20 protein-coding genes are annotated in these 20923 nt (G+C 56.2%); 13 read left to right on the top strand and 7 right to left on the bottom strand.

The features are described 5' to 3' along the window. Positions 1 to 116: 116 nt before the first annotated feature. Positions 117 to 3890, bottom strand: coding sequence for a glycosyl hydrolase (locus Q371_RS23410; RefSeq protein WP_169743918.1), 3774 nt, complete (start codon positions 3888 to 3890; stop codon positions 117 to 119). A 65-nt stretch (positions 3891 to 3955) separates the two neighbouring features. Further along, positions 3956 to 4960 (bottom strand): LacI family DNA-binding transcriptional regulator, encoded by a 1005-nt coding sequence (locus tag Q371_RS23405; protein ID WP_034345554.1) that lies wholly within the window; start codon positions 4958 to 4960, stop codon positions 3956 to 3958. Positions 4961 to 5269: 309 nt separating this feature from the next. Between Q371_RS23405 and Q371_RS23400 the strand changes: the two genes are divergently transcribed. Next, positions 5270 to 6505, top strand: coding sequence for a bifunctional folylpolyglutamate synthase/dihydrofolate synthase (locus Q371_RS23400; RefSeq protein ID WP_034345552.1), 1236 nt, complete (start codon positions 5270 to 5272; stop codon positions 6503 to 6505). A 243-nt stretch (positions 6506 to 6748) separates the two neighbouring features. Then, positions 6749 to 8251 carry a carboxypeptidase M32 gene (locus tag Q371_RS23395; protein WP_034345550.1) on the top strand — a complete coding sequence of 501 codons (1503 nt, stop codon included), beginning with the start codon at positions 6749 to 6751 and terminating at the stop codon, positions 8249 to 8251. A gap of 146 nt (positions 8252 to 8397) precedes the next feature. On the opposite strand, the gene Q371_RS23390 is transcribed toward Q371_RS23395, so the two are convergent. Further along, the gene (locus Q371_RS23390) at positions 8398 to 8709 is read right to left on the bottom strand and encodes a hypothetical protein (RefSeq protein ID WP_051965151.1); all 312 of its coding nucleotides are present in this window, start codon (positions 8707 to 8709) and stop codon (positions 8398 to 8400) included. A gap of 192 nt (positions 8710 to 8901) precedes the next feature. Between Q371_RS23390 and Q371_RS23385 the strand changes: the two genes are divergently transcribed. Further along, positions 8902 to 9291 (top strand): helix-turn-helix domain-containing protein, encoded by a 390-nt coding sequence (locus tag Q371_RS23385; protein WP_034345548.1) that lies wholly within the window; start codon positions 8902 to 8904, stop codon positions 9289 to 9291. A 146-nt stretch (positions 9292 to 9437) separates the two neighbouring features. Here Q371_RS23385 and glnA read toward each other — a convergent pair whose 3' ends face one another. The 3 genes from glnA to rocF all read right to left on the bottom strand — a co-directional run bounded on the left by glnA (position 9438) and on the right by rocF (position 13039). Next, positions 9438 to 10856 carry a type I glutamate--ammonia ligase gene (gene glnA / locus Q371_RS23380; RefSeq protein ID WP_034345545.1) on the bottom strand — a complete coding sequence of 473 codons (1419 nt, stop codon included), beginning with the start codon at positions 10854 to 10856 and terminating at the stop codon, positions 9438 to 9440. 199 nt (positions 10857 to 11055) lie between these two features. After that, the gene (locus Q371_RS23375) at positions 11056 to 11976 is read right to left on the bottom strand and encodes a hypothetical protein (RefSeq protein WP_034345543.1); all 921 of its coding nucleotides are present in this window, start codon (positions 11974 to 11976) and stop codon (positions 11056 to 11058) included. A 178-nt stretch (positions 11977 to 12154) separates the two neighbouring features. Then, positions 12155 to 13039 carry an arginase gene (gene rocF, locus Q371_RS23370; RefSeq protein WP_034345541.1) on the bottom strand — a complete coding sequence of 295 codons (885 nt, stop codon included), beginning with the start codon at positions 13037 to 13039 and terminating at the stop codon, positions 12155 to 12157. A gap of 147 nt (positions 13040 to 13186) precedes the next feature. Between rocF and Q371_RS23365 the strand changes: the two genes are divergently transcribed. The 10 genes from Q371_RS23365 to Q371_RS23320 all read left to right on the top strand — a co-directional run bounded on the left by Q371_RS23365 (position 13187) and on the right by Q371_RS23320 (position 19629). Beyond that, positions 13187 to 13774, top strand: coding sequence for a YceD family protein (locus Q371_RS23365; protein WP_169743917.1), 588 nt, complete (start codon positions 13187 to 13189; stop codon positions 13772 to 13774). After that, a complete protein-coding gene (gene moaC, locus Q371_RS23360) occupies positions 13767 to 14243 on the top strand; it encodes a cyclic pyranopterin monophosphate synthase MoaC (protein WP_034345539.1) in 477 nt (158 codons plus the stop codon). Before Q371_RS23365 ends, moaC begins: the two co-directional genes overlap by 8 nt. A gap of 1 nt (position 14244) precedes the next feature. Beyond that, a complete protein-coding gene (locus tag Q371_RS23355; protein ID WP_034345537.1) occupies positions 14245 to 15126 on the top strand; it encodes a hypothetical protein in 882 nt (293 codons plus the stop codon). Positions 15127 to 15137: 11 nt separating this feature from the next. Next, positions 15138 to 15506 carry a hypothetical protein gene (locus Q371_RS23350; RefSeq protein WP_034345534.1) on the top strand — a complete coding sequence of 123 codons (369 nt, stop codon included), beginning with the start codon at positions 15138 to 15140 and terminating at the stop codon, positions 15504 to 15506. 186 nt (positions 15507 to 15692) lie between these two features. Then, positions 15693 to 15875: a 50S ribosomal protein L32 gene (gene rpmF / locus Q371_RS26685; protein ID WP_084571627.1), complete on the top strand. Its 183-nt coding sequence runs from the start codon at positions 15693 to 15695 to the stop codon at positions 15873 to 15875. 91 nt (positions 15876 to 15966) lie between these two features. After that, a complete protein-coding gene (locus Q371_RS23340) occupies positions 15967 to 16590 on the top strand; it encodes an MOSC domain-containing protein (RefSeq protein ID WP_034345528.1) in 624 nt (207 codons plus the stop codon). Between the two features lie 87 nt (positions 16591 to 16677). Next, positions 16678 to 17655: a beta-ketoacyl-ACP synthase III gene (locus tag Q371_RS23335; RefSeq protein WP_034345525.1), complete on the top strand. Its 978-nt coding sequence runs from the start codon at positions 16678 to 16680 to the stop codon at positions 17653 to 17655. Next, complete coding sequence (gene fabD, locus Q371_RS23330) at positions 17652 to 18569, top strand: ACP S-malonyltransferase (RefSeq protein ID WP_034345522.1); 918 nt, start codon at positions 17652 to 17654, stop codon at positions 18567 to 18569. Before Q371_RS23335 ends, fabD begins: the two co-directional genes overlap by 4 nt. Next, positions 18566 to 19300, top strand: a complete 735-nt coding sequence (fabG, locus tag Q371_RS23325; protein WP_034345519.1) for a 3-oxoacyl-[acyl-carrier-protein] reductase — start codon at positions 18566 to 18568, stop codon at positions 19298 to 19300. Before fabD ends, fabG begins: the two co-directional genes overlap by 4 nt. 98 nt (positions 19301 to 19398) lie before the next feature. Next, a complete protein-coding gene (locus tag Q371_RS23320; protein ID WP_034345516.1) occupies positions 19399 to 19629 on the top strand; it encodes an acyl carrier protein in 231 nt (76 codons plus the stop codon). A gap of 127 nt (positions 19630 to 19756) precedes the next feature. Here the strand turns inward: Q371_RS23320 and Q371_RS23315 are convergent. Further along, the coding region (locus Q371_RS23315; protein WP_034345513.1) for an ATP-dependent metallopeptidase FtsH/Yme1/Tma family protein at positions 19757 to 20923 on the bottom strand (1167 nt) is incomplete at its 5' end.

Raw genomic sequence — 20923 nt, 5'->3', positions numbered from 1 at the left:
AACAGCCTCTTGCCAAAGGCTTGTCCTTGCACCCTGCCCTCGGCTCTCGGCCCTCAGCGCTCGGCAAACAAAAAAGCCCCCCAGAAACTTCCTGAGGGACTTTTTCGCTTAAAACTTCAGTAATTCACAGCTTCCAGCTTTCCAATCGAGACATTGGCAGTGTTGGCGGTGATGGTGAGGGTCTTGCTGCCTGCACCTACGTTGGCGAAGTCCACATTGATGGTCTGGCCTGCGCCAATCGAGAGGGGGACGCTCACGCCGTTGAAGTTGACGGTGAATCCAGAGCTGGGTGCGGTGCTGTTCGAGGTGATCAGGAAGCGCACGTTGCTGGTGGCACCCACGGTCAGGGTGTAAGATTTGCTGGTTCCGCTGGCGATGCTGCCCACGTTGGTGCTGATCACGCCGGGGATGGTGGTGGAGGTGTTGTTGGTGGTCACCGAAATCTCACTGGTGAAGGCGGAGGCGTTGTTTTTGGCGTCCAGAGCACGCACTTTGATCAGGTAGGTGGCTCCGGCGGTCAGGCCAGAAACGGTGGCACTGTTGGTGGTGGGGCTGGAATTCAGGACCCCGTTGACATACACCTCGTACTTGGCCACTCCACAGTTGTCCGTGGATGCCGTCCAGCTCAGGGAGATGCTGCTGGTGGTTTTGCTGGGTGCCGTGAGGCCAGTGGGCACAGAGGGAGCAGTGGCATCGGTGTCACAGGGGGTGCCTCCGGTCAGGTTGCTGCCCGAGATGCTGCCAATCACCACGCTGTCCGACTTGGCAGTGATCACGATGTTCTTGGTTCCGACTGTCACGTTGGGGAAGTCGGCGATCACGGTCTGTCCGGCGTCCACAGCAAGGTCATAGTTGGTGCCGTTAAAAGAGACATTGATCAGTCGGCTGTTCACCGAGGAGGTGCTCTGGATGCTCAGGCGGTAGGTGCCTGCACTGGTCACATTGACGGGGAAAGTCTTGCTGGTGCCGTTGGCGATGGCTCCGCCGTTGCTGGTCACGGTGCCGGGCAGGTTGGGGGTGGTGACCGCAGCGGTGGTGTAGCTCACTTCGGTGTTGAAGGGAGACAGGTTGCCTTTGGCGTCTTTTGCCCGCACTTTGAACAGGTAACTGGTGTTGGCGGTCAGTCCCGTGATGGTGGTGCTGGTGCTGGTCACGGTGGCTTTCAGCACGCCGTTCTGGTACACCTCGTAAGCACTCACTCCGCAGGTGTCAGAGGAGGCTCCCCAGCTTAAAGACAGGCTGGTGTCGGTCTTGCTCGGGTTGCTGAGGGCTCCGGGGGTGGTGGGTGCGGTGGCATCGGTGTCGCAGGGGTTGGGGGCAGAGGTGGTGACAGACAGGTCAGCAGTGAAGGCAGACAGGTTTCCAGCAGCGTCTTTTGCACGCACCTTGAAGGTGTAGGCGGTGTTGGCGGTCAGGCCCGTGATGCTGGCGGTGGTGCCACTCACGGTGGTCTTGAGGGCACCGTTCTGGTACACCTCGTAAGCACTCACTCCGCAGTTGTCAGAGGAGCCCGTCCAGGACAGGTTCACACTGGTGCTGGTTTTGCTGGGAGAAGTCAGTCCGGCTGGAACGGTGGGGGCAGAAGTGTCGGTTCCGCAGGGGTTGCTGCCCTGACTGGAAAGCACCTGTTTGGGTCCGACCACCATGCTGTACCCATCGGAGAAGTTGACGGTCACGTTGGCAGTGCCGGGGTTGTAGGCCACGTAAGTCTTGCTGGTGCCTTTCTTGAAGACCCCGTAAGTCGGGATGTTGGCTGTGACGGTGGCATCCACCTGACCCATCGCATTCAGGCTGTGCAGGAACTGGTAAGTGCGGGCCTTGCTGTCCCCCTCCTCGGGGGTGTAGGTGCTGGCCTGAGCGTTGAATTTGCTGATGGCTCCAGCAGCATCGTACATGGCGTAGACCGACCAGAAAATGTCCTTCCAGACGTTGGGTTCACGGCCCAAAAAGTCATAGTTGGTTTTCAGGTAGTTGGGGTTGCGCCCGAGGTACAGGCTTCCGGCCTGAATGGGCAGGAAGTTGATGCCCTGAATCATCTCTTTTTCGCCAGAGAACCATGTGGAGTACGCGCCACCATCGCCCCACACCATGCCCACAGCAGGTTTGTTGAACCCGGCAGGGAAGACCCCACCACTCTGGTTGAACCAGTACTGCTCAATGGCGGTGGTTTCGTTGGTGTACAGGAAGATCCCGAGGTCCCGAATGGCGGTGTTGCCGGTCACTGCGCCCCATTGCACCAGAGCGGAGGAGAAGTTCATGTCTTCGCTGGAAGACTCCTGATTGTTTCCGGCAGCAAATCCTGAGTGCCCAGCAGCCCATGAGTGTCCTGCGTAGGGATCGAAGTTTCTCAGGCGGGGGAACTGGCTGGTGTTGGTGGTCCAGTTGGCTGCGTCCATGATCAGGTCGTTGATGCTGGCCCCCCAGGTTTTGCCTCCGGGAGTGGCGCCACTGGCCCAGTTGGGACGGTACTTGGCCAGCATGGCAGCAGCCTTGATGAAGTATCCCCAGTGGAAGTGGTGGTCGTTCAGTTCCTCTTCGCTGCCGTAGCCCTGAGGGTAGCCAATCAAGGTGCCCCAGGTGCTGTTGTAGTAGAAGTAGTTGGGTCCGACCCCATCCAGCCAGTCCTGCAACACCCTCTGGATGGCGTCAAGGAAAGCGGTTTGTGCTGCCGTGTTGCCCACCTGTTCGGCCAGAGGGACCAGTTCGGCCAGTTTACCCAGCCCTTTGCCCACCCAGTAGGAATCTCCGGTGGGGTTCAGGGTGGCAGAGGTGTTGGCTTCGTTCACGTAGGCGGCCAGTTGGGTTTTGCTGAGGGTGTTGGCTGCGCCGTTGTCCGGCAGGTAAGGCAGGACCCCCTGAAACTTCTGGCTCATGGTGAAGGTGTTGGTGCCCTTCACCACTTTCATTTCCCCTCTGGGGGAAACGTAGGTGTAAGCGGTGTTGACGCTTGCCGAGTTCATCCACTGGTGGCGGTACAGGGCCTGCACGGTTCCGGTGGTGGTGCCTTCTCTGGCGGTGGTGGTCACGTTGAAGGTGGTGGTCAGGGTGGCAGTGGATGCGTTGTAGTTCCAGCTCACGGTGCTGCCGGTCACGAAGTTGTAGGCGTACTGCTTGTAATCATTGAGGGTGGCGACGGTGTTGTCGGGCAGCACAGCCACCGAGTAGTAATCCTTCCCAGCCAGAGTGGAGGTTGCCACAGTGTTGTTCAGGTTCCAGGTGGCTCCGGTGGGTGCAAAAATGCCGTAGTGCTTGCCATTGACCGTGACCCCGAGGACGTTCCCCTGATTGCTCCACACGGTGGGGGTGGCAATGAAGGTGATCTGGGCATCCCCTCCGGTTTTGGTGGCATACACGAAAGGCAAGCCGTGACCGAAGGTGGTTTTCAGGGTGCGGGTTCCATCGCTGAAATGGCTGGTGACAGTCCAATCGCCATAATCGTCTGCTTTGACATCCGGGGAATTCAGCCCGGCCACCCCAATGGTCAGGTCTGGGTTGTAGGAGTACTCGTATTTCTCAAGGCCGGGCGCGCCGACAATTTGCACATTTCTGGGATAGCTGACTTCCAGTCCTCCGCTCTTGGCTTTCATGGCCAGAGGATGGGCGAACATGTTCTCAGAGTAGGTGTTGCCTGCCCAGCGTTTGAACACAATCGAAGACCAGAATTCGTTGGTGGGGGTTTTGCCTTTGGCCAGTGCATTTGCGGTGCTGGCCGGGCTCAGGATCACCCCGTTGTTGTTGGTGGGTCCGCCTTTGGCCCCTGCGGGAGGGGTGGTGCCCCAGTCCTGAGCGGTGACTTCAGAGGTGTTGCTCTGGGGGGCAGAGTAATTGCTGCAACTGGCGAGCAGCAGGGTCAGGCTGAGAAGCAGGGTGGAACGGCCATTTTTCGACATGCAGAACCTCCTGTCCAGTGGGTGACTGGACTGAGAACGTTTTCAGTTTGTGCAGACAGTGGGGTTTATCTCCGGTGATACCGGGTGGATTCACGGACCATCAGGGTCACAGATACAGGGGACATCTCGGATTCGTTGTTCTGCAAACGTGTCAATAAAGTTTGAGCCGCAATTTCTCCCATCTCGAAAAGGGGCTGGTGCACAGAAGTCATGGGAGGCAAAGCAAAACGGGAAGCGGGCAAATCGTCATAACCGACCAGAGAAACATCCTCTGGGACACGGATTCCGCGTCGGTACAGGGCCAGTCTGGCCCCGTAAGCCATCTGGTCGTTGGCGGCAAAAATCGCACTGAAATGGATGCCCGAAGACACCCAGCGTTCCACCGCCAGAATGCCCGAGGGTTCGTTGAATTCCCCCTCGTAGACCAGCTCTGGATCGAAAGGAATGCCAGCTTCAGAGAGGGCTTTGCGGTAACCTTCGAAGCGCTCCATGGCGTCTTTGTGGGAAGCGATGCCTGCAAGGTGGGCAATGCGTCTGTGCCCGAGGTCCAGCAAATGGCGGGTGGCCAGATAAGCCCCCTCAAGGTCATCCACGCGCAGGCAACAATGCTCCAGTCCGGGCACGTCACGGCCAATCAGGATCAGGGGAAAACGCTCACTGAGCGCATGCAACTGTTGTTCCGGTAATCTTCCTCCCAGAATGATGAGGCCGTCCACCTGACGGCGAATGAGGGCGGCAACTGCACTGGCTTCATCCTGTGCTTCCCAGTGACCATTCACAAAGATCGGCTGGTACCCTGTCCCTGAGAAACCCACATCAATGCCCCGCGACACTTCACTGTAAAAAGGAGAGGCAATGTCTTGCGTCAGAACCCCGACCGTCATGGACCTGCCACGCACCAACCCCTGCGCACTGGCGTTGGGTTCATAGCCCATCTGCTCGATGACGTCCAGCACCTTCTGGCGCTTCTCGCCCCGAACCAGAGGTGCATTGTTCAGGATGCGAGAAACCGTGCTGATCGACACACCAGCCTCTCGGGCAATGTCTTTGATGGTGACATTTCGGGTCATGGGATTCCTCTCTGGCAGAACGTTGTGCCAGCAGATGTGGGATGGATTGAGGATGTAAGGCCAATGTAATCCAAAATGAAAACGTTGTCAATAGCTTTACCGATAAAAAATGCATATGGTAAGGGGGGAAAGAAATGCCGAGGGCTGAGAGCCGAGGGCCAAGGGCAAAAAAGGCTTTGGCATCAGCAATACAGGGTGAGGCGCGCCTCGCCCCTACAAATTCCCTTGACCCTTTTGTAAACGTATTGCAGGATGCTCTCGGCTCTCGGCTCTCGGCTCTCGGCTTGCAAATCCTGTACCCTGCTTACCATGAACCTCCTCGACTGGCTTTTTGCAAGACAGAGCAGCATCAAACCCGGTCTGGAACGCATCCAGAGCCTGCTGGAATTGCTGGACCATCCCCAGAGCAGCTTTCAAACCGTGCTGGTGGGAGGCACCAATGGAAAAGGCTCCACCAGTGCCACCCTTGAGACCATCTTGCGTGAAAATGGGATTCAGACCGGACTGTTCACCAGTCCGCACCTGACCCGTTTTGCAGAGCGCTTCAAGGTTTCAGGTCAGGAAATCCCTGATTCAGAAGTGATTCAGGCCTTAAAAGACCTCAAACCTCTGGCTGAAAAAACCGAAGCCAGTTTCTTTGAAATCATCACGGCTCTGGCTTGTGTGCTGTTCAAAGCCAGAGGGGTGCAGGTGGCGGTCATGGAAGTGGGCATGGGTGGGCGTTTTGATTCCACCAACGCTCTGGACCCGGTGCTCAGCATCATTGCGAGCATCGGACTGGACCACATGCAGTTTCTGGGAGACACCCACGCCAAAATTGCCTTCGAGAAAGCCGGAATCATGCGTCCCCAGAGGCCCACCCTGACCGGAGCCACCGGAGAAGGTCTGGAAGTGCTCAGACAGCAGGCCCTCATTCGGGGCAGTGGTTTGCATGTGCTGGAAGAAGACCTGCAATTCTCTGGCCTTGCAAATGGTTGGGAGGGGATTTCAGTGACCGTCCAGACCCCTTTTGGGACAGCCCAAACCCAATCCAGTTTGATGGGCAGCTATCAAATGCGGAACACAGCACTCGCGGTCAGTGCAGCTCTGGCCCTCGGACACAAGGTCCCAGAGCGCTTGCAGGTCCAGTGGCCCGGACGGATGGAGCAGATTCACTGGAACGGCAAAGACATCGTGCTGGATGGTGCCCACAATCCAGAGGGGGCACAGGCTCTGGTGGCGGCTTTGCAAGCTCTGGGCATTGAAAAAATGCCAGTGGTGTTTGGTGCAGCAGCAGACAAGGACCTCTCTGGTGTGACAGAAACCCTGCAGCAGATCGCCTCAGAAGTGATCCTGACCCGCGCTGTGCTGAGTCCCAGAGCGGCAGACCCTGAAAGCCTGAAAACGTACATCAGTGTTCCGGTTCAGGTGGCAGCAACACCACAGGAAGCTCTGGACCTGTTGCCCGAGGGAAGGTCTCTGGTGGCCGGAAGCCTGTACCTGATTGGAGAGGTGCGTCCCCATTTGCTGGGGGAAGCCCTGGAGGACCGGGAAAGGTGGCAATAGGGGCTGCGCCCCGCCGAGGGCCAAGGGCACAGGGCCGAGAGCAAAAGAAGCACTTTGGTCAAGGTTTTCAGGACCATATCCAATCCTGCTTGACCCTTTCTGATGGGGATGGCATCAGGCTCTCGGCTCTCGGCTTCAGTGCGACTCACGCGTAGCCCCTACAAAGACCTGCTGCCCTCTGCCTCTTATAAATAAGCTTTTTCACTTACCCCCCTGATTTTCTAGACATGGTATGTTTTGCCCATGGATGCAATCAAAGAATTGAAAACCCTGCTGGGTCAAATCAGCGACCTGAATGCCGCAATGGGCCTGATGAGCTGGGATCAGGAAACCTACATGCCAGAGAAGGCTGCCGATGTGCGTGCCCAGCAAATGGCCACCCTTGCCCGACTCTCCCACGAGATGACCACCAGTGACCGTCTGGGGCAACTCCTCGAAGACCTCAAGGGTTTTGAGGATGCCCAACCCGAGGGTTCCATGGAAGGGGCCATGGTCCGTGAAGCCCGCCGGGATTACGCCAACGCCACCAAACTGCCCGTGGAGTTTGTGGAGCGTGCCACCCTTGCCCGCAACCGTGCCCACCACGCATGGATCAAAGCCCGCAAGGAATCCAACTTCGGGATGTTTCAGGGGAACCTGCAAGAAATGCTGGACATTGCCCGCGAAGGTGCAGAACTGGTCGGCTACGAGGAGCACCCTTACAATGCTGCTCTGGACGATTATGAGCGCGGAGCCAAAGTCAGCGAAATCAAAGAAACCTTTGCCAACCTGCGCGACCAGACGTTGCCCCTCCTTCGTGCCGTGATCGAGGCTGGCGATGCCACCGATTACAGCGTTCTGAACCGTCCTCTGGCAGCTGAAAAGCAAAAGGCTTTTGCCCTCAAAGTGGCACAGGACCTCGGGCTTTCCCCAGAGTTCTCCCGTCTGGACACCACCACCCACCCTTTCCAGACCAATTTCTCCACCAACGACATCCGCATCACCACCCGTTACGACGAAGGATACTGGCCCACGGCCCTTTATGGTGTGTGGCACGAAACCGGGCACGGATTGTACGAGCATGGTGTGGGTGCTGCTCTGGAGCGCACCAACCTTGCCCGAGGCACCAGTCTGGGCATCCACGAAAGCCAGTCCCGCATGGTGGAGAACATGATCTGCCGTTCCAGAGCGTTCTGGCAGCACTACGCCGAAGACTTCAAGCGTTTTGCCCCTGAAGTGGCTTCAGACCTGAGCGCCGAAGACCTGTACCGCGCTGTGAACCGTGTGGAACCCAGCCTGATCCGTGTGGAAGCCGATGAACTGACCTACAACTTCCACATCATGCTGCGTTTTGAGCTGGAACTGGCCATCTTTGAGGGCAGCCTTGCTGTCAAGGACCTGCCAGAGGCATGGAACCAGAAAATGCAGGACTACCTTGGTGTGACCCCTCCCAACGATGCACAGGGGGTTTTGCAAGACATCCACTGGTCTTCCGGTTTGATCGGCTATTTCCCCACCTACTCTCTGGGGAACCTGTACGGTTGCCAGCTCTGGAATGCAGCTTCCAGAGACCTCGGGGACATGGATGAACTGATTGCCCGTGGTGAGGCCCGCAAGATCATGGAGTGGATGCGCGACAACGTTCACCAGTACGGAAAAATCTACACCCCCCGTCAATTGATCGAGAAAGCCACGGGCGATTCCCTCAAAGCCGATCATTATGTGGATTATCTGAACAAGAAGTACCGGGATGTGTACGGCATCTGAATACATAACGTTTTTGTTACACTTTGACTCAAAAATGCCTTAAAAAGAGCAGCAAATCGAAAAGACGCCCAATTGGGCGTCTTTTCTTGGATTCTGTTCATTGTGAAATGGGTGCAAATGGAACCTTGGGAGTGGGCAAAGCGTGTTCAGATCACCAGACGGCGAGGAAGGGGGAAGAGTGTGCGCTTGCGCACAGGTGCAGGAACAGCAGATTCTGTTTCCAGCACATAGTAATTGATCAGGTACATGCGGGTGGCGTGCAGCCAAGCCTGTGCCAATTCTGCGTGGGGATGCTGACGTTCTTTCAGTGCTCTGGCACTGCGCAAAAGGTGTTCTTCGAGGTCCCGCAGGGCATTTTTGCCGCCCTGGTTGTCTGCCTCGATCAGGGCGTTGAGCACGGTGGTGGGGTGGGCCTGCCCTTTCTTCAAAGTGTCGGCAATCGTCTCAAGTACGCGCATAAAACTGCTCCTTTCGCATAAAAAACCGTTCTTGTTTATGATATTAGCATAATCTGTAGGCTGTTTCAAGAACTTAAAATTTGTATTCTGTATTGACCGTAGTTGACGGCTCTGCTATCCTACGGATAGGAGCGACTTTTAAGTTCAAAGCAGAACGAGAAGATGCCCGGGAGTCTGATAGAGGAGGATCACATGAAACTGAGCGAACGTTTACGTGAACTCCGCGCAGAACGGAATTTGAGGCTCAAAGACGTGGCTGCCATCGCTGGCATCAGCGTCCCCTACCTCTCCGACCTGGAGCGCGGAAGAACCAATCCGAGCCTGGATACCTTGCAAACCCTTGCCACCGCTTACAACATCACGGTGCATGACCTGCTGGAATCCGTAGAATTCTACGGTCTCAATACTGATGGTGCACTTCCCAAAGGCCTTGCCGATCTGGTTGCAGATCCGGTTCTGGGCGGTCAACTGACCCCCGACTGGGTGCGCACCCTGAGCCGCATTGAACTGCGTGGAAAGCGCCCCAGAGACAAGCAGGACTGGTACGAAATCTACCTGCACCTCAAGCGGATTCTGGAATAATTCCCAGAAAAACAAGAACGTCGCTTTGAGGGCGACGTTTTTTGTTGTGTCAAGCATTCAGCGGTCAGCCATCAGCGTTCAGCAAAGACACTGCACTGCTTCAGCAAGAACCGCTTGGCCTTGCGCCTTCTGCTTTCAGCCTTCTGCTAAGTGTTGTAGTACATCTCAAATTCTTTGGGCGTGGTCTGCATGCGGAAGGCTTCAGCCTCTTCGCGTTTCAGGTCAATCCAGGTGTCCAGAAAATCCTTGGTGAACACATCGCCCACCCGCAGGAATTCATCGTCGGATTCCAGTTCGTCCAGAGCCTCATCAAGGGTCCGGGGCAAGGTTTTGATGCGCCTCGACTCTCTGGCAGACAGGGAGTACACGTTTTTGTCCATGGGGGTGGGGGGTTTCATGCCCTGACGGATGCCGTCCAGACCTGCCATCAGGATGGCACTGAACGCCAGATAAGGGTTGGCGCTCGGGTCGGGGGCACGGTACTCGATGCGTTTGTCGTGGGCATATTGTGGCCCTTTGTAGAACGCAGGAATCCTCACCACCGCTGAACGGTTGCCTGCGCTGATCACCAGATTGACCGGGGCTTCATAACCCGGCACCAGACGGCGGTAACTGTTCACGCTCGGGTTGGTCAGGGCAGAGAGGGCCGGACCGTGGTACAGCAAACCTGCTGCATAGCTCATGGCGAGTTCTGAAAGTTCGGCGTAGCCCTCTGGATCGTAAAACAGGGGCTCTCCATCTTTCCAGAGCGATTGGTGGCAGTGCATCCCTGAACCGTTGTCCCCATAAAAAGGTTTGGGCATGAAGGTGGCGGTTTTTCCTGCCCTGAACGCGGTGTTTTTCACCACGTACTTGTACCTGAGCACCTGTTCAGCAGAGGTCAGCAGCGGAGCAAAACGCATGTTGATTTCCATCTGGCCTGCACTGGCCACTTCATGCTGGTGCACCTCGATGGGGATGCCCAGAGATTCCAGATGCTTGACCATGTCGCTGCGCAAGTCCGAATAGCGGTCTGCTGGAGGCAGAGGGGCATATCCGGCTTTTGGAGGCAGATGGTACCCATCCCCCTGCGTTCTTGTGGTCCAGACGGTGCCTGGCGCATTCACTTCAAAGAAACTGGAGTAAGGGGTGACTGCATAACCCACGCTGTCCAGCACAAAGAACTCCACCTCTGGTCCGAATTGGACAGTGTCTGCAATGCCAGTGGAACGCAGGTAGGTTTCTGCGTTGCGTGCGATGGTGCGTGGATCCCTCTGGTAGGGGAGACCGGTTTCAGGCTCGATCACATGGCAGGTGACCATCAGGGTTTTGTGTTTGGAAAAAGGGTCCAGACAGGCGGTGTCCAGCTCTGGAACCAGCAACAGGTCTGACTTGTCGATGTCGCGAAACCCTTTCACCGAAGACCCATCAAAGGCGATGCCTGCCTGAAGCACTTCTGGTGTGAGGTGTCTTAACGGCAGGGTGAAATGGTGCTCCTGACCGGGCACATCCACAAAGCGCACATCCAGAAAGTCGATGTTTTCTTTGTGCATGTGTTGCAACAACTGCTCTGGGGTCTGAAACATGTCTGGTTTAGGCCTTTCCAGAGGGAATGTTTGAGGTTTTCTGGCAGAGCGTATGAAAAATCATGCACAAGTATAAGAAATTTTTCAAAAAAAGGTCAATCCATTGGTCTATTTTTGCAGAGTGTGCTCAAAAACTTGGATGAATTGTCGGAAGCAAAAAAAGAGCCCCAGAGGAGCCCTTGATGTGCAGCATGTGGAATCAGAACAGTTTGCTGATTTCAGCAAAGTCGCTCTGGGAAAGGGCCAGAGCAGCCTGAAAAGCCTTCTGATCGTCTTTCTGAATGGCGGCTTCCATGTCTTTCAGGTGTTGAGAGAAGCTGGCAGCCAGTTTGGGGTTTTTGGCTTCCACAGTGGCCTTGAGCAGGTTCCAGCGTTTTTCAGCCCCTTCCAGAGATTCCAGACCTTCGGCCATTTCCCCTTCACCGATGTACTCATCGTTGGTGGCAGAAAGCCCGAGACCCAGCAAGCGCAGGTTCTCTGCATCAGGATTGCTGTGGGCCATCTGGAAGCTGGCAATCACTTCATCGGCCAGTTTGCTGTAATCGTCAATGCTGACCTGATTGAGCTGGGCCAGTTGCAGTTTCTCGATGTTTTTTGCAGCTTCAGGAGAAATCTTTTTGGCTTCAAAGACAGCTCTGGACAGAAACCCCACGGCATCCTGATATTCGCCGGGATTGCTCTGGGTGCCACCCTCCATGCCTGCTGCGTAGTCCCCTTTGGAACTGGTCACCAGATTGCTGGTCAGGGCAATGTAGAAGTTGGTGTCTGCACCTGCAATGGCGGCATCGTAGGCTTTGTCCCATGCGCCTTCCAGCAGCTCATCCACGATTTCAGCGTACTCTGCGGGCGCAACCGTGCCGGGTGCATGCATGATTTCGTGCAGGGAGGCTTCAAAGGGTTTGACCAGCTCTGGAGCCACCTGAGGCTGGATCTTGTCCCACAACTCTTCCAGAGAGTGTCCAGCATGCTTTTTGCCCCATTTGAGGCTTCCAGCGTTGTAATTGGACACACTGGCGAACAGGTGGCCGCGCATCAGGTCAAGGTGGGTGGCAAGGTCCAGATTGGCCGCAGTGGCGGAACCAAGGATCAGGGCAGTCAGGGCAGTCAGGCGTTTCAGCATGCCTTTGAGCTTAAAGTCACTTTTTTAAAATGTCAAGTAATCTGATCGGATTAATCGGATATGATTCTGGTGCAACTCAGATCACTTTAGGCAGGTTTGCTAAAAGCAGGATGAATTCATGGGATGCCACAAAAGGGGGACGAGGCATGCCTCGTCCCCTCCAAAGCCTCTGATGCTCTTAAAGAATTCGTTTCCCGAGCAGGCTTCCAGCCATCTCCACCATCACCTGAGCGGTGCGGTTCTTGTCGTCCAGAATGGGATTGACTTCCACGATGTCCATGCTGGTGATTTTTCCACTGTCTGCAAAAAGCTCCATCAACAGGTGGGCTTCGCGGTAGGTGAGGCCCCCTTCCACAGGGGTGCCCACGCCGGGAGCAAGGGTGGGGTCCAGACCGTCTGCATCGAAAGACACATGGATGCGTTTCAGGTGCCCGAGTTTCTGCAAGGTTTCAGAAGCAATTCTGGAAATGCCTTTTTCATCCACGTCGCGCATGGTGTAGACCTTCACGCCGTGTTCTTTGATCAGGCGTCGTTCTTCAGTGTCCACGCTGCGGATGCCGATCATCACGATGTCCTCTGGGCGGATGTTCCACTCTCCAGCAATCGAAAGCAGTTTTTCATGTCCGATGCCACACAGGTGGGCCACGGGCATGCCGTGGATGTTTCCGGTGGGGCTGGTTTCGGGGGTGTTGAAATCGGTGTGGGCATCCACCCAGATCAGTCCGGTGCGTTCTCCTCTGGCGCATCCAGCCACGGTGCCCATGCTGACCGAGTGGTCTCCGCCCATGCAGATGGGAAAAACACCCTCTGGCAGTTCCATGAGGGTGTCGTAGGTGCGTTTGCAGGCGTCGTAGATGGGGTCCAAAAAGACCATCCCTGACTGTTCCAGAACATTGAAGGTGTCTGCAATCTCCACAGCGATGTTCCCGAGATCGGTCACCGAATGCCCGAGTTCTTGCAGGTGTTGTTTGATGCGTGCATTTCTGAGGGCACTTGCCCCCATGTCCACACCCCGGCGTCCGGCCCCGAGGTCCATTGGGATTCCAAGAATGGCAACTTCCATGCATTCGAGTGTAACACGCCAAATCGGGTATTCATAATGTCTGAAACAATATTTTTAAAACCCAGAAAAAGCCCGTGAAAACTGTATATTCAAATGCATATTCACACTGATTTGACCCGGAGAGGGTAAAAAGCATACACTTATATGATGTCTGTGAATCGCGCTAATCCCGCCATTCGCCTGTCCCGCATCCTGAATATGCCTGGAGAAGAGGTCACCGACTCGGGGACTTTTGATCTTCTGAATTATGAACAGAGTGGCGAAGAAGTCACCCTGCAAGTGCAAGACGGGCGTTATAAAGTTACCGCCAGCAATGTTGGAGATGACCGTTTCTGGCTCTCTGGCACTGTGGAAGCCACCCTGTTTCAGGACTGTGCCCGCTGCCTGAGGCCCACCCCGGTCCCGGTCAAAGCCACACTGGGCATCCTGATGGAGTACAGCCCCAAAGTGGAACTCCCTTACCTCGACGAAGGAGAGGCCGGAGAAGAAGTCATCAAGTTTGGTGATCCCATCTTCAACCTCGGGGACATTTTTGTGGAAAACCTGCTCATCAATGTGCCCTTTGTGGTGCTCCACGATGAGAACTGCAAAGGCCTTTGCCCGATCTGCGGCATCGACCTCAACCCGGACAGCGGTCAAACCTGCCCTTACGACACCTGCCCCAGAGTGGCCCAGGAAAAAGACAGCAAAAATCCCTTTGGTGCTCTGAAAAACCTGGACCTCCCTGATGAGTGAACTGACCCACTTCGAAAACGGCTCCCCTAGGATGGTGGATGTGGCCCAGAAGCCCACCACCACCCGCACTGCCGTTGCCGAAGCCATCATCATGCTGCCAGAGCCTGCACAGGAGGCACTGCAGAACAACCCCAAGGGCGACCCACTGATGGTCGCCCAGATTGCTGGAATCATGGGGGCCAAAAAAACCAGTGACCTGATTCCGCTCTGTCACCCTCTGGCCCTGAAAAAAGTGGGGGTGCACATCGAGCCCCACGAGCAGGGCCTGCGCATCGAAGCCACCGTGAAAACCGAAGGCCAGACCGGAGTGGAAATGGAAGCCCTGACCGCCGCCAGTGTGGCCGCCCTGACGGTGTACGACATGCTCAAAGCGGCGAGCAAAGGGATCGAGATCCTGCACATCCGCCTGCTCTCCAAGACCGGTGGCAAAAGCGGCGATTACCACGTGGATCGAAACGCAGAGGAGTAACGTGAAAGCAGCCCTGTTAGACACCTTCCAAAAAGACAACCTGGCCTTCTGGACCGCATTTTTAAAAGACCTTGATCTGGAACTGGTCTTGCCCCGCAACTCGGAGCAAGAAGCCCTCGAACTGGGCCGAGAAAGCCTGCCCACCGAGCCGCGCCACATCCAGTTTGCCGTGGGTCGCCTGATTGACTTTCACATGCAGGGCGCAGACGTGCTGGTCCCCAGACCCGCCGAAGTGGTCGGAGACAAAATCGATGCCAACCCATGGCTCACGGAGTTCCCTCTGGTGGTCAATTACCGCCTGAGCCTGCCCCGTCCCGAGCAACTCCCCACCTTCGACGAAGAAGAGATCCAGCGTGCCGCGATCACTCTGGGCACCCGTCTCACCAGCAACCCCCAGAGGGCACGCATGGCTTGGGAGCGTCACCGCATCCTGCTGAAGCCCCGCCGCAAAGAACTGGTCACTGAAATTGCAGGCTACCGCACAGTTGCCGTGATTGCTCCCCGTTACTTGCTGCAGCAAGACATCCACATGGCACCCGTTCTGGAAACCCTGCGTGAATACGGCCTGCATCCGGTGCTTTCCAGCGATCTGGACCGCAAAGAAGCTTTGGGTCGTTCAGCCCGTGTGGATGTGAAAACCTCCACGGACATCGAGCAGGAACTGGCCGGATCCCTCAACCTTCTGGACGGCAAAGGCTTTGTGCGTGGTGTGATTTTCCTTGTCCCAGAGCGTTCTGAGGCCCACGAGAAGTTCGTCAAAGGCCTGATCAAAAAGACCCGCAAGCCTGCGGTGGTTCTGTCGATGCAGGACACCTCTGGCATTGTTGATGCAGCTCAGGTGCAACTCTTCGCCGAGAAGCTCGGGCAGTACAATGAAGCTTGAGGGAAACACCCATGGATAAAATTCTTGCCGCACCCGTCAATTTCTGGCGCTGGCTCAACAGCAAAGATCCCCGCCCCGGTCTCAACAAAGACAAGATCATCCGTTTGCTGGTCAAGGCTTTCTTGTTTGCAATGGTGATCAACTTCATCGTGGTGGGCCTTGCTGCGCTCAAAGTGCCGTACATGAACACCTTCTGGGGCCAGACCCTGGTGATGTTGCTGGTCTACATCCCCTTCTTGCGCTGGTTCATGATCGACATGACCCCTGCCCCTGCACGTGGAAAAGCTGTAGCCAACAGCAAAGACGGCAAAAAGTTCAAGAAAACCGACAAAAAGCGCAAATTCGCTGGAGTCAAAGGCAAAGGTCCACGCTTGCGGTAAGTGAACATGCCCTTTCAGGGGCATTGTTTGCAGAAGGACGAAGGCAGAAGGCCAAAAGCAGGTCAAGCCTTCGCCTTCCACTTTTGGCTTGCTCAAAGCAAACCCTGAATCTCACACACTTCAAAATTTTTTTGCTATACTTTCATTTGCTGCCTTTTAAGGCTCGAGTCTCAAGGAGAAACGCTCATGGCTAAACACCCCGTACCCAAGAAGAAAACTTCTAAATCCAAACGCGACATGCGCCGCAGCCACCACGCTCTGGTTGTCCCCAACCTCGTGGACTGCCCCAACTGCCACAGCAAGAAACTGCAACACCACGTTTGCAACGAGTGTGGCTACTACGACGGCAAACAAGTTCTGAGCGTCTGACTTGACCTCGCCTGAACAGTCCCCGAGCAGCCCTGTTCGGGGATGATTTTTTTGTTTGGGGATTTGGACTTGAGCAGGGGATAATGGCCGCATGAAACTCTGCACCCTCAGTGTTGGAACGGCTCTGGAACACCCTTACCAGAGTGGCACGGTCAGCAGTGCCATTCTGAAAAGCCCCACCCTTGAACCCCTCCAATTGACCCAGTTGGGTCTGGTCGGTGACCAGCAGGTGGACACCAAACACCACGGCGGACCGGACAAAGCGGTGTGCGTGTATGCTCTGGAGCACTACATGTTCTGGGCAGAGCGTCTGGGTCGTGAACTTCCTGTGGCTGCGTTTGGAGAGAACTTCACCGTGACGGGACTGACCGAGGATCAGGTGTGCATCGGGGATGTGTACCGGGTCGGAACCACCACCGTGCAGGTGACCCAGCCCAGACAGCCGTGTTTCAAGCTGGCCATGCGTCACGGCATCAAAGATTTTGCAGTTCAGGTGGAGGAGACGGGATTCACGGGCTTCTACCTGCGTGTCCTGCAAGAGGGAACAGTGCAAGCAGGAGACCTGTTCGAGGTGGTGCAAAAAGGGGAGATCCCGGTGCAAGAGGTCAACCAGATTTTGCACCATGAGAAAAAAGACCGTGTGGGAATCGAGCGTTTGATGCAGGATCCCTTTGTGGCAGATTCCCTGAAAAAACAGCTTGCCAAAAGGCTCTGAAGCTGTCTGGATGGGTTTCAAATGCAACATGAAATCCCTGTGAAATAAATTGACCGTCTGGTCAATTTATGATAGTGTGCATTCATCATGAACGCAGGGATCACCGCATTGGGCACCTACGTTCCAGAGCAAGTGGTCACCAACTTTGACCTGGAACAGCGCCTCGACACCACCGACGAGTGGGTTCAGACCCGGACAGGCATCAAACAAAGACACTTTGCGGCAGAAGGGGAATTCTGCTCCACCCTCGCCATCCGTGCTGTGGAAAACCTGCAAGCCCGGTATGGCGAAAACGTCTTGAATGGCGTGGACATGGTGATCGTGGCCACGGCCACCCCGGACGCGATGTTCCCGGCCACGGCTTCTCTGGTGCAGGCCCATTTTGGCCTGAAAGCCGGGGCTTTTGATTTGCTGGCGGCATGCCCCGGGTGGCTTTACGCTGTTTCGGTGGCGCAGGCGTACGTCAAGTCTGGAACCTGCAAGAAAGTGCTGGCCATTGGCGCGGAAACCCTCTCCAGAGTCATCAACTGGGAAGACCGTTCCACTGCTGTGCTGTTCGGGGATGGTGCAGGTGCAGCCATCATCGAGCCTGTGCAGGAAGGATACGGATTCAAGAGCTTTGTGCTTGGCTCGGACGGAACCGGTGCCGACCACCTGCACATGAAAGCCTTTGCCGATTGCCTCCCCAGCGGAGCCAAATTGAGCAACAAGCTGTACATGAACGGCCGCGAAGTGTTCAAATTCGCGGTGCGCGTCATGGACACCGCCAGCCTTGAAGCCATTGAGAAAGCCGGTTTGCAAACCGAGGACATCAGCCTGTTTGTGCCCCATCAGGCCAATGCCCGGATCATTGAATCGGCCCGCGAACGCCTGAAACTGCCCCTGGAACGGGTGGTTTTGACCGTTCAGGATTACGGAAACAACAGCGCTGCCAGCGTGCCTCTGGCCCTGCAGCGTGCTCTGGACGAAGGACGTGTGCAGGACGGAGACAACCTCCTGTTCGTCGCTTTCGGTGCAGGTCTGGCATGGGCCGCCTGCGTGCTCACCTGGGGAGGAAAACAATGATTGCTGCCCTGTTTCCCGGACAGAACAGCCATGCCGTGGGCATGGGAACCCTGATGCGGGATGCTTACCCTGTCGCCAGACAGGTCTTCGAGACCGCCGATCAGGCTTTGCCTGGCATTGTGAACGTCATGCAGGAAGGTCCCCTTGAAGACCTCACCCTGACCGCCAACCAGCAACCTGCTCTGGTGACGGCTTCCATTGCTGCTTACCGCGCATGGCAGGAGTCCACAGGCCTCAAACCCGCCTACGCTGTTGGGCACTCTCTGGGCGAATTTTCGGCCCATGTGGCTGCAGGCACCTTCAGTCTGTTTGAAGCGGTCCAACTGGTGCACAAACGGGGCACCTACATGCAAGAAGCTGTGCCTGTGGGCCTCGGGGCGATGGCTGCCGTGATGGGCGAAGACATTGCCACCATCACCGAAGTGTGCAAAAACACCCCCGGTGTTGCAGAGGTGGCGAATTTCAACGCCCCCACCCAGACGGTGATCTCTGGAGAAGCCAACGCTGTGCAGGCCGCCAGTGCCGAACTGAAAAGCAAAGGCTTTAAGGTGATTCCCCTGAAAGTCTCTGCACCCTTCCACTGCACCCTGATGCAATCGGCCAGAGAAAAACTGGAAACGGATTTGCAAAATGTCCAGTACCAGCAAATGGCTTTCCCTGTGATTGCCAACTTCACTGCACAGGAAGTGACCGACCCCGCAGAAGTGGCTGCCCTGCTTTCTGCACAGGTCACCGGAAGCGTGCGCTTCGTGGAAAGCATCTACAAACTGCGCGACCTCGGGGTCACAGAATTTGTGGAGTTTGGCAGCGGAACCGTGCTGACCGGCCTCCTCAAACGCATTTTGCCGGAAGCCAGAAGCTTCAACATCCACACCCCTGAAGACATTCAAAAATACCTGGAGGCCCACCCATGAAAGTTGCCCTTGTCACCGGGTCCAGCCGTGGTCTTGGAAAAGCCATTGCTCTGGAACTTGCCCAAAAAGGATTCAAAATTGCCGTGCACTACTCGGGTTCTCAGGCCGGAGCAGAAGCTGTTGCCGAAGAAATCCGTGCTGCCGGAGGAGAAGCCCAGACTTTTCAGGCCGACCTCTCCAATAAAGAAGCCGCCGTCAAACTCGTGGATACCGTTGCAGAAGCCATGGGCGGTCTGGACGTGTTGGTCAACAACGCCGGGGTCACGCGAGACGGCCTCCTCATCCGCATGAAAGACGAGGACTGGGAACAGGTCATTCAGACCAACCTGAGTGCCACCTTCTACACCACCCGTGCAGCCGTCAAACGCATGATGAAAGCCCGGTATGGCCGCATCATCAACCTGTCCAGCGTGGTGGGTCTGATGGGCAACCCCGGACAGGCCAACTATGTGGCCTCCAAAGCTGGGGTCATTGGCCTGACCAAAGCCGTGGCCAAAGAGTACGGTGGCCGCGGCATCACTGTGAACGCAGTGGCCCCCGGTTTCATCGAGTCCGACATGACCGCCAAACTCCCCGAGAATGTCCAGCAAGATTACCTCAAGCAGATTCCAGCAGGCCGCTTTGGCAAGCCCGAAGAGGTGGCCAAACTGGTGGCTTTCCTCGCCTCGGAAGACGCCGGATACATCAACGGACAGATCGTGGAAATCAACGGCGGGATGTACTCCCACTGACCCCCACCACAGCCATTGCCAGAGGGTGATGGTTTGATCAGGTCTAACGCAAATCAGAAATTTTGGTGTAAACTACCCCAAGAAATACGGAGGATAACATGAGCGTGTTCGAACAAGTCAAAGAAGTGATCGTGGATAAACTCGGCGTTGAAGCAGACAAAGTGACCCTGGAAGCCAGCTTTGTGGACGACCTCGGCGCCGACTCTCTGGAAACCGTCGAACTGATCATGGGCCTCGAAGACAAATTCGGTGTGACCATCGCTGACGAAGATGCTGAGAAGATTCGCACCGTTCAAGACGCTGTGAGCTTCATCGAAGGCAGCAAGTAACCTTACCTCGCTGCGCTTTCCTCCCCTGTCAGGGGAGGATTTTTTTTGCCCCCCAAATCAAAAAATCCCCCCTGATCTTAGGGGGGACCGCGCAGCAGGGGGGGAGACGAGAAGCAGGGGGGTAGGGTCAATTCGTTGCAGGCTTGGTCAAATTCGTGGTCGGAGGAGGGATGCTGTCCACATCTTCCAGATCAGGCAAAAGACCGCCTTTGAGGAGGATGCGGAATTCCTCACCCGAGAGGGTTTCTCGGGTCATCAGGGTTTCCACCACCGTGTGGATCACTGGTTTGTACTCCTCCAGAATGCTTTTCACCTTGCTGTACTGCGTGTCGATGATCCGCTTGATCTCGTTGTCGATCAGTTCAGCGGTTTCCTGACTGTAGTTTTTGGCGTCCTGATAGCCACCAAGGTAGGTTTCGTTCTCGACCTGGTGGGCGATCTTGCCGAGCACCGGACTCATGCCCCACTCGGTCACCATCTTGCGGGCGATGTTCGTGGCTTTCTGGAAATCACTCGAAGCCCCCGTGGTGATCTCCCCGAAAATGATCTCCTCCGCCACCTGACCTGCCAGAGCCACCGCGATCATGTCCTCCAGCACCCCCTGCGAGTAGTGCATCCGGTCCTCGGGCATGGGCATCATGTAACCCGCAGCACGGCCCCGAGGCACAATCGTCAGTTTGTGCACCCGGTCTGCGTTCGGCAGTTTCTCTGCGGCCAGAGCGTGTCCCACTTCGTGGTACGCCGTCACTTTCTTGTCTTTGTCTGAAATGACTCGGGACTTGCGGGCCGGTCCCATCACCACCCGGTCTGCGGCCTCATCGATGTCTTTCATGTTGATCCGCTTCCGTCCTGCCCGAGCGGTGATCAGGGCTGCTTCGTTCAGGAGGTTTTCCAAGTCTGCTCCCACCATGCCGGGGGTGCGGGTGGCGACCACATGCAGGTCCACACTCGGGTCGAGGGGTTTCTTGCGGGCGTGAATCCTGAGGATTTGCTCTCGGCCTTTCACGTCGGGGGCATCCACGACCACCTGACGGTCAAAGCGTCCGGGACGCAGGAGGGCGTTGTCGAGCACGTCTGGGCGGTTGGTGGCTGCGAGGATGATGATGTCGTGCTTGCTTTCGAAACCGTCCATCTCGACCAGCAGTTGGTTGAGGGTTTGTTCCCGTTCGTCGTTTCCGCCCCCGACGTTGAGGCCACGTTTGCGTCCGACAGCGTCAATTTCGTCGATGAAAACGATGCAGGGTGCGGCTTTCTTGGCCTGCTCGAAGAGGTCACGGACCCGAGCGGCTCCGAC

It is taken from the genome of Deinococcus misasensis DSM 22328, from assembly GCF_000745915.1.
Lineage (GTDB): Bacteria > Deinococcota > Deinococci > Deinococcales > Deinococcaceae > Deinococcus_C > Deinococcus_C misasensis.
The sequence above is the reverse complement of the archived record's forward strand: the minus strand, read 5'-3'. Positions and strand labels throughout refer to the sequence as shown.

Bases quoted from the DNA above. Each gene is read 5' to 3' on its own strand.
- Q371_RS23410 (WP_169743918.1), bottom strand. From the start codon at position 3,890: ATGTCGAAAAATGGCCGTTCCACCCTGCTTCTCAGCCTGACCCTGCTG.
- Q371_RS23405 (WP_034345554.1), bottom strand. From the start codon at position 4,960: ATGACCCGAAATGTCACCATCAAAGACATTGCCCGAGAGGCTGGTGTG.
- Q371_RS23400 (WP_034345552.1), top strand. From the start codon at position 5,270: ATGAACCTCCTCGACTGGCTTTTTGCAAGACAGAGCAGCATCAAACCC.
- Q371_RS23395 (WP_034345550.1), top strand. From the start codon at position 6,749: ATGGATGCAATCAAAGAATTGAAAACCCTGCTGGGTCAAATCAGCGAC.
- Q371_RS23390 (WP_051965151.1), bottom strand. From the start codon at position 8,709: ATGCGCGTACTTGAGACGATTGCCGACACTTTGAAGAAAGGGCAGGCC.
- Q371_RS23385 (WP_034345548.1), top strand. From the start codon at position 8,902: ATGAAACTGAGCGAACGTTTACGTGAACTCCGCGCAGAACGGAATTTG.
- glnA (WP_034345545.1), bottom strand. From the start codon at position 10,856: ATGTTTCAGACCCCAGAGCAGTTGTTGCAACACATGCACAAAGAAAAC.
- Q371_RS23375 (WP_034345543.1), bottom strand. From the start codon at position 11,976: ATGCTGAAACGCCTGACTGCCCTGACTGCCCTGATCCTTGGTTCCGCC.
- rocF (WP_034345541.1), bottom strand. From the start codon at position 13,039: ATGGAAGTTGCCATTCTTGGAATCCCAATGGACCTCGGGGCCGGACGC.
- Q371_RS23365 (WP_169743917.1), top strand. From the start codon at position 13,187: ATGTCTGTGAATCGCGCTAATCCCGCCATTCGCCTGTCCCGCATCCTG.
- moaC (WP_034345539.1), top strand. From the start codon at position 13,767: ATGAGTGAACTGACCCACTTCGAAAACGGCTCCCCTAGGATGGTGGAT.
- Q371_RS23350 (WP_034345534.1), top strand. From the start codon at position 15,138: ATGGATAAAATTCTTGCCGCACCCGTCAATTTCTGGCGCTGGCTCAAC.
- rpmF (WP_084571627.1), top strand. From the start codon at position 15,693: ATGGCTAAACACCCCGTACCCAAGAAGAAAACTTCTAAATCCAAACGC.
- Q371_RS23340 (WP_034345528.1), top strand. From the start codon at position 15,967: ATGAAACTCTGCACCCTCAGTGTTGGAACGGCTCTGGAACACCCTTAC.
- Q371_RS23335 (WP_034345525.1), top strand. From the start codon at position 16,678: ATGAACGCAGGGATCACCGCATTGGGCACCTACGTTCCAGAGCAAGTG.
- fabD (WP_034345522.1), top strand. From the start codon at position 17,652: ATGATTGCTGCCCTGTTTCCCGGACAGAACAGCCATGCCGTGGGCATG.
- fabG (WP_034345519.1), top strand. From the start codon at position 18,566: ATGAAAGTTGCCCTTGTCACCGGGTCCAGCCGTGGTCTTGGAAAAGCC.
- Q371_RS23320 (WP_034345516.1), top strand. From the start codon at position 19,399: ATGAGCGTGTTCGAACAAGTCAAAGAAGTGATCGTGGATAAACTCGGC.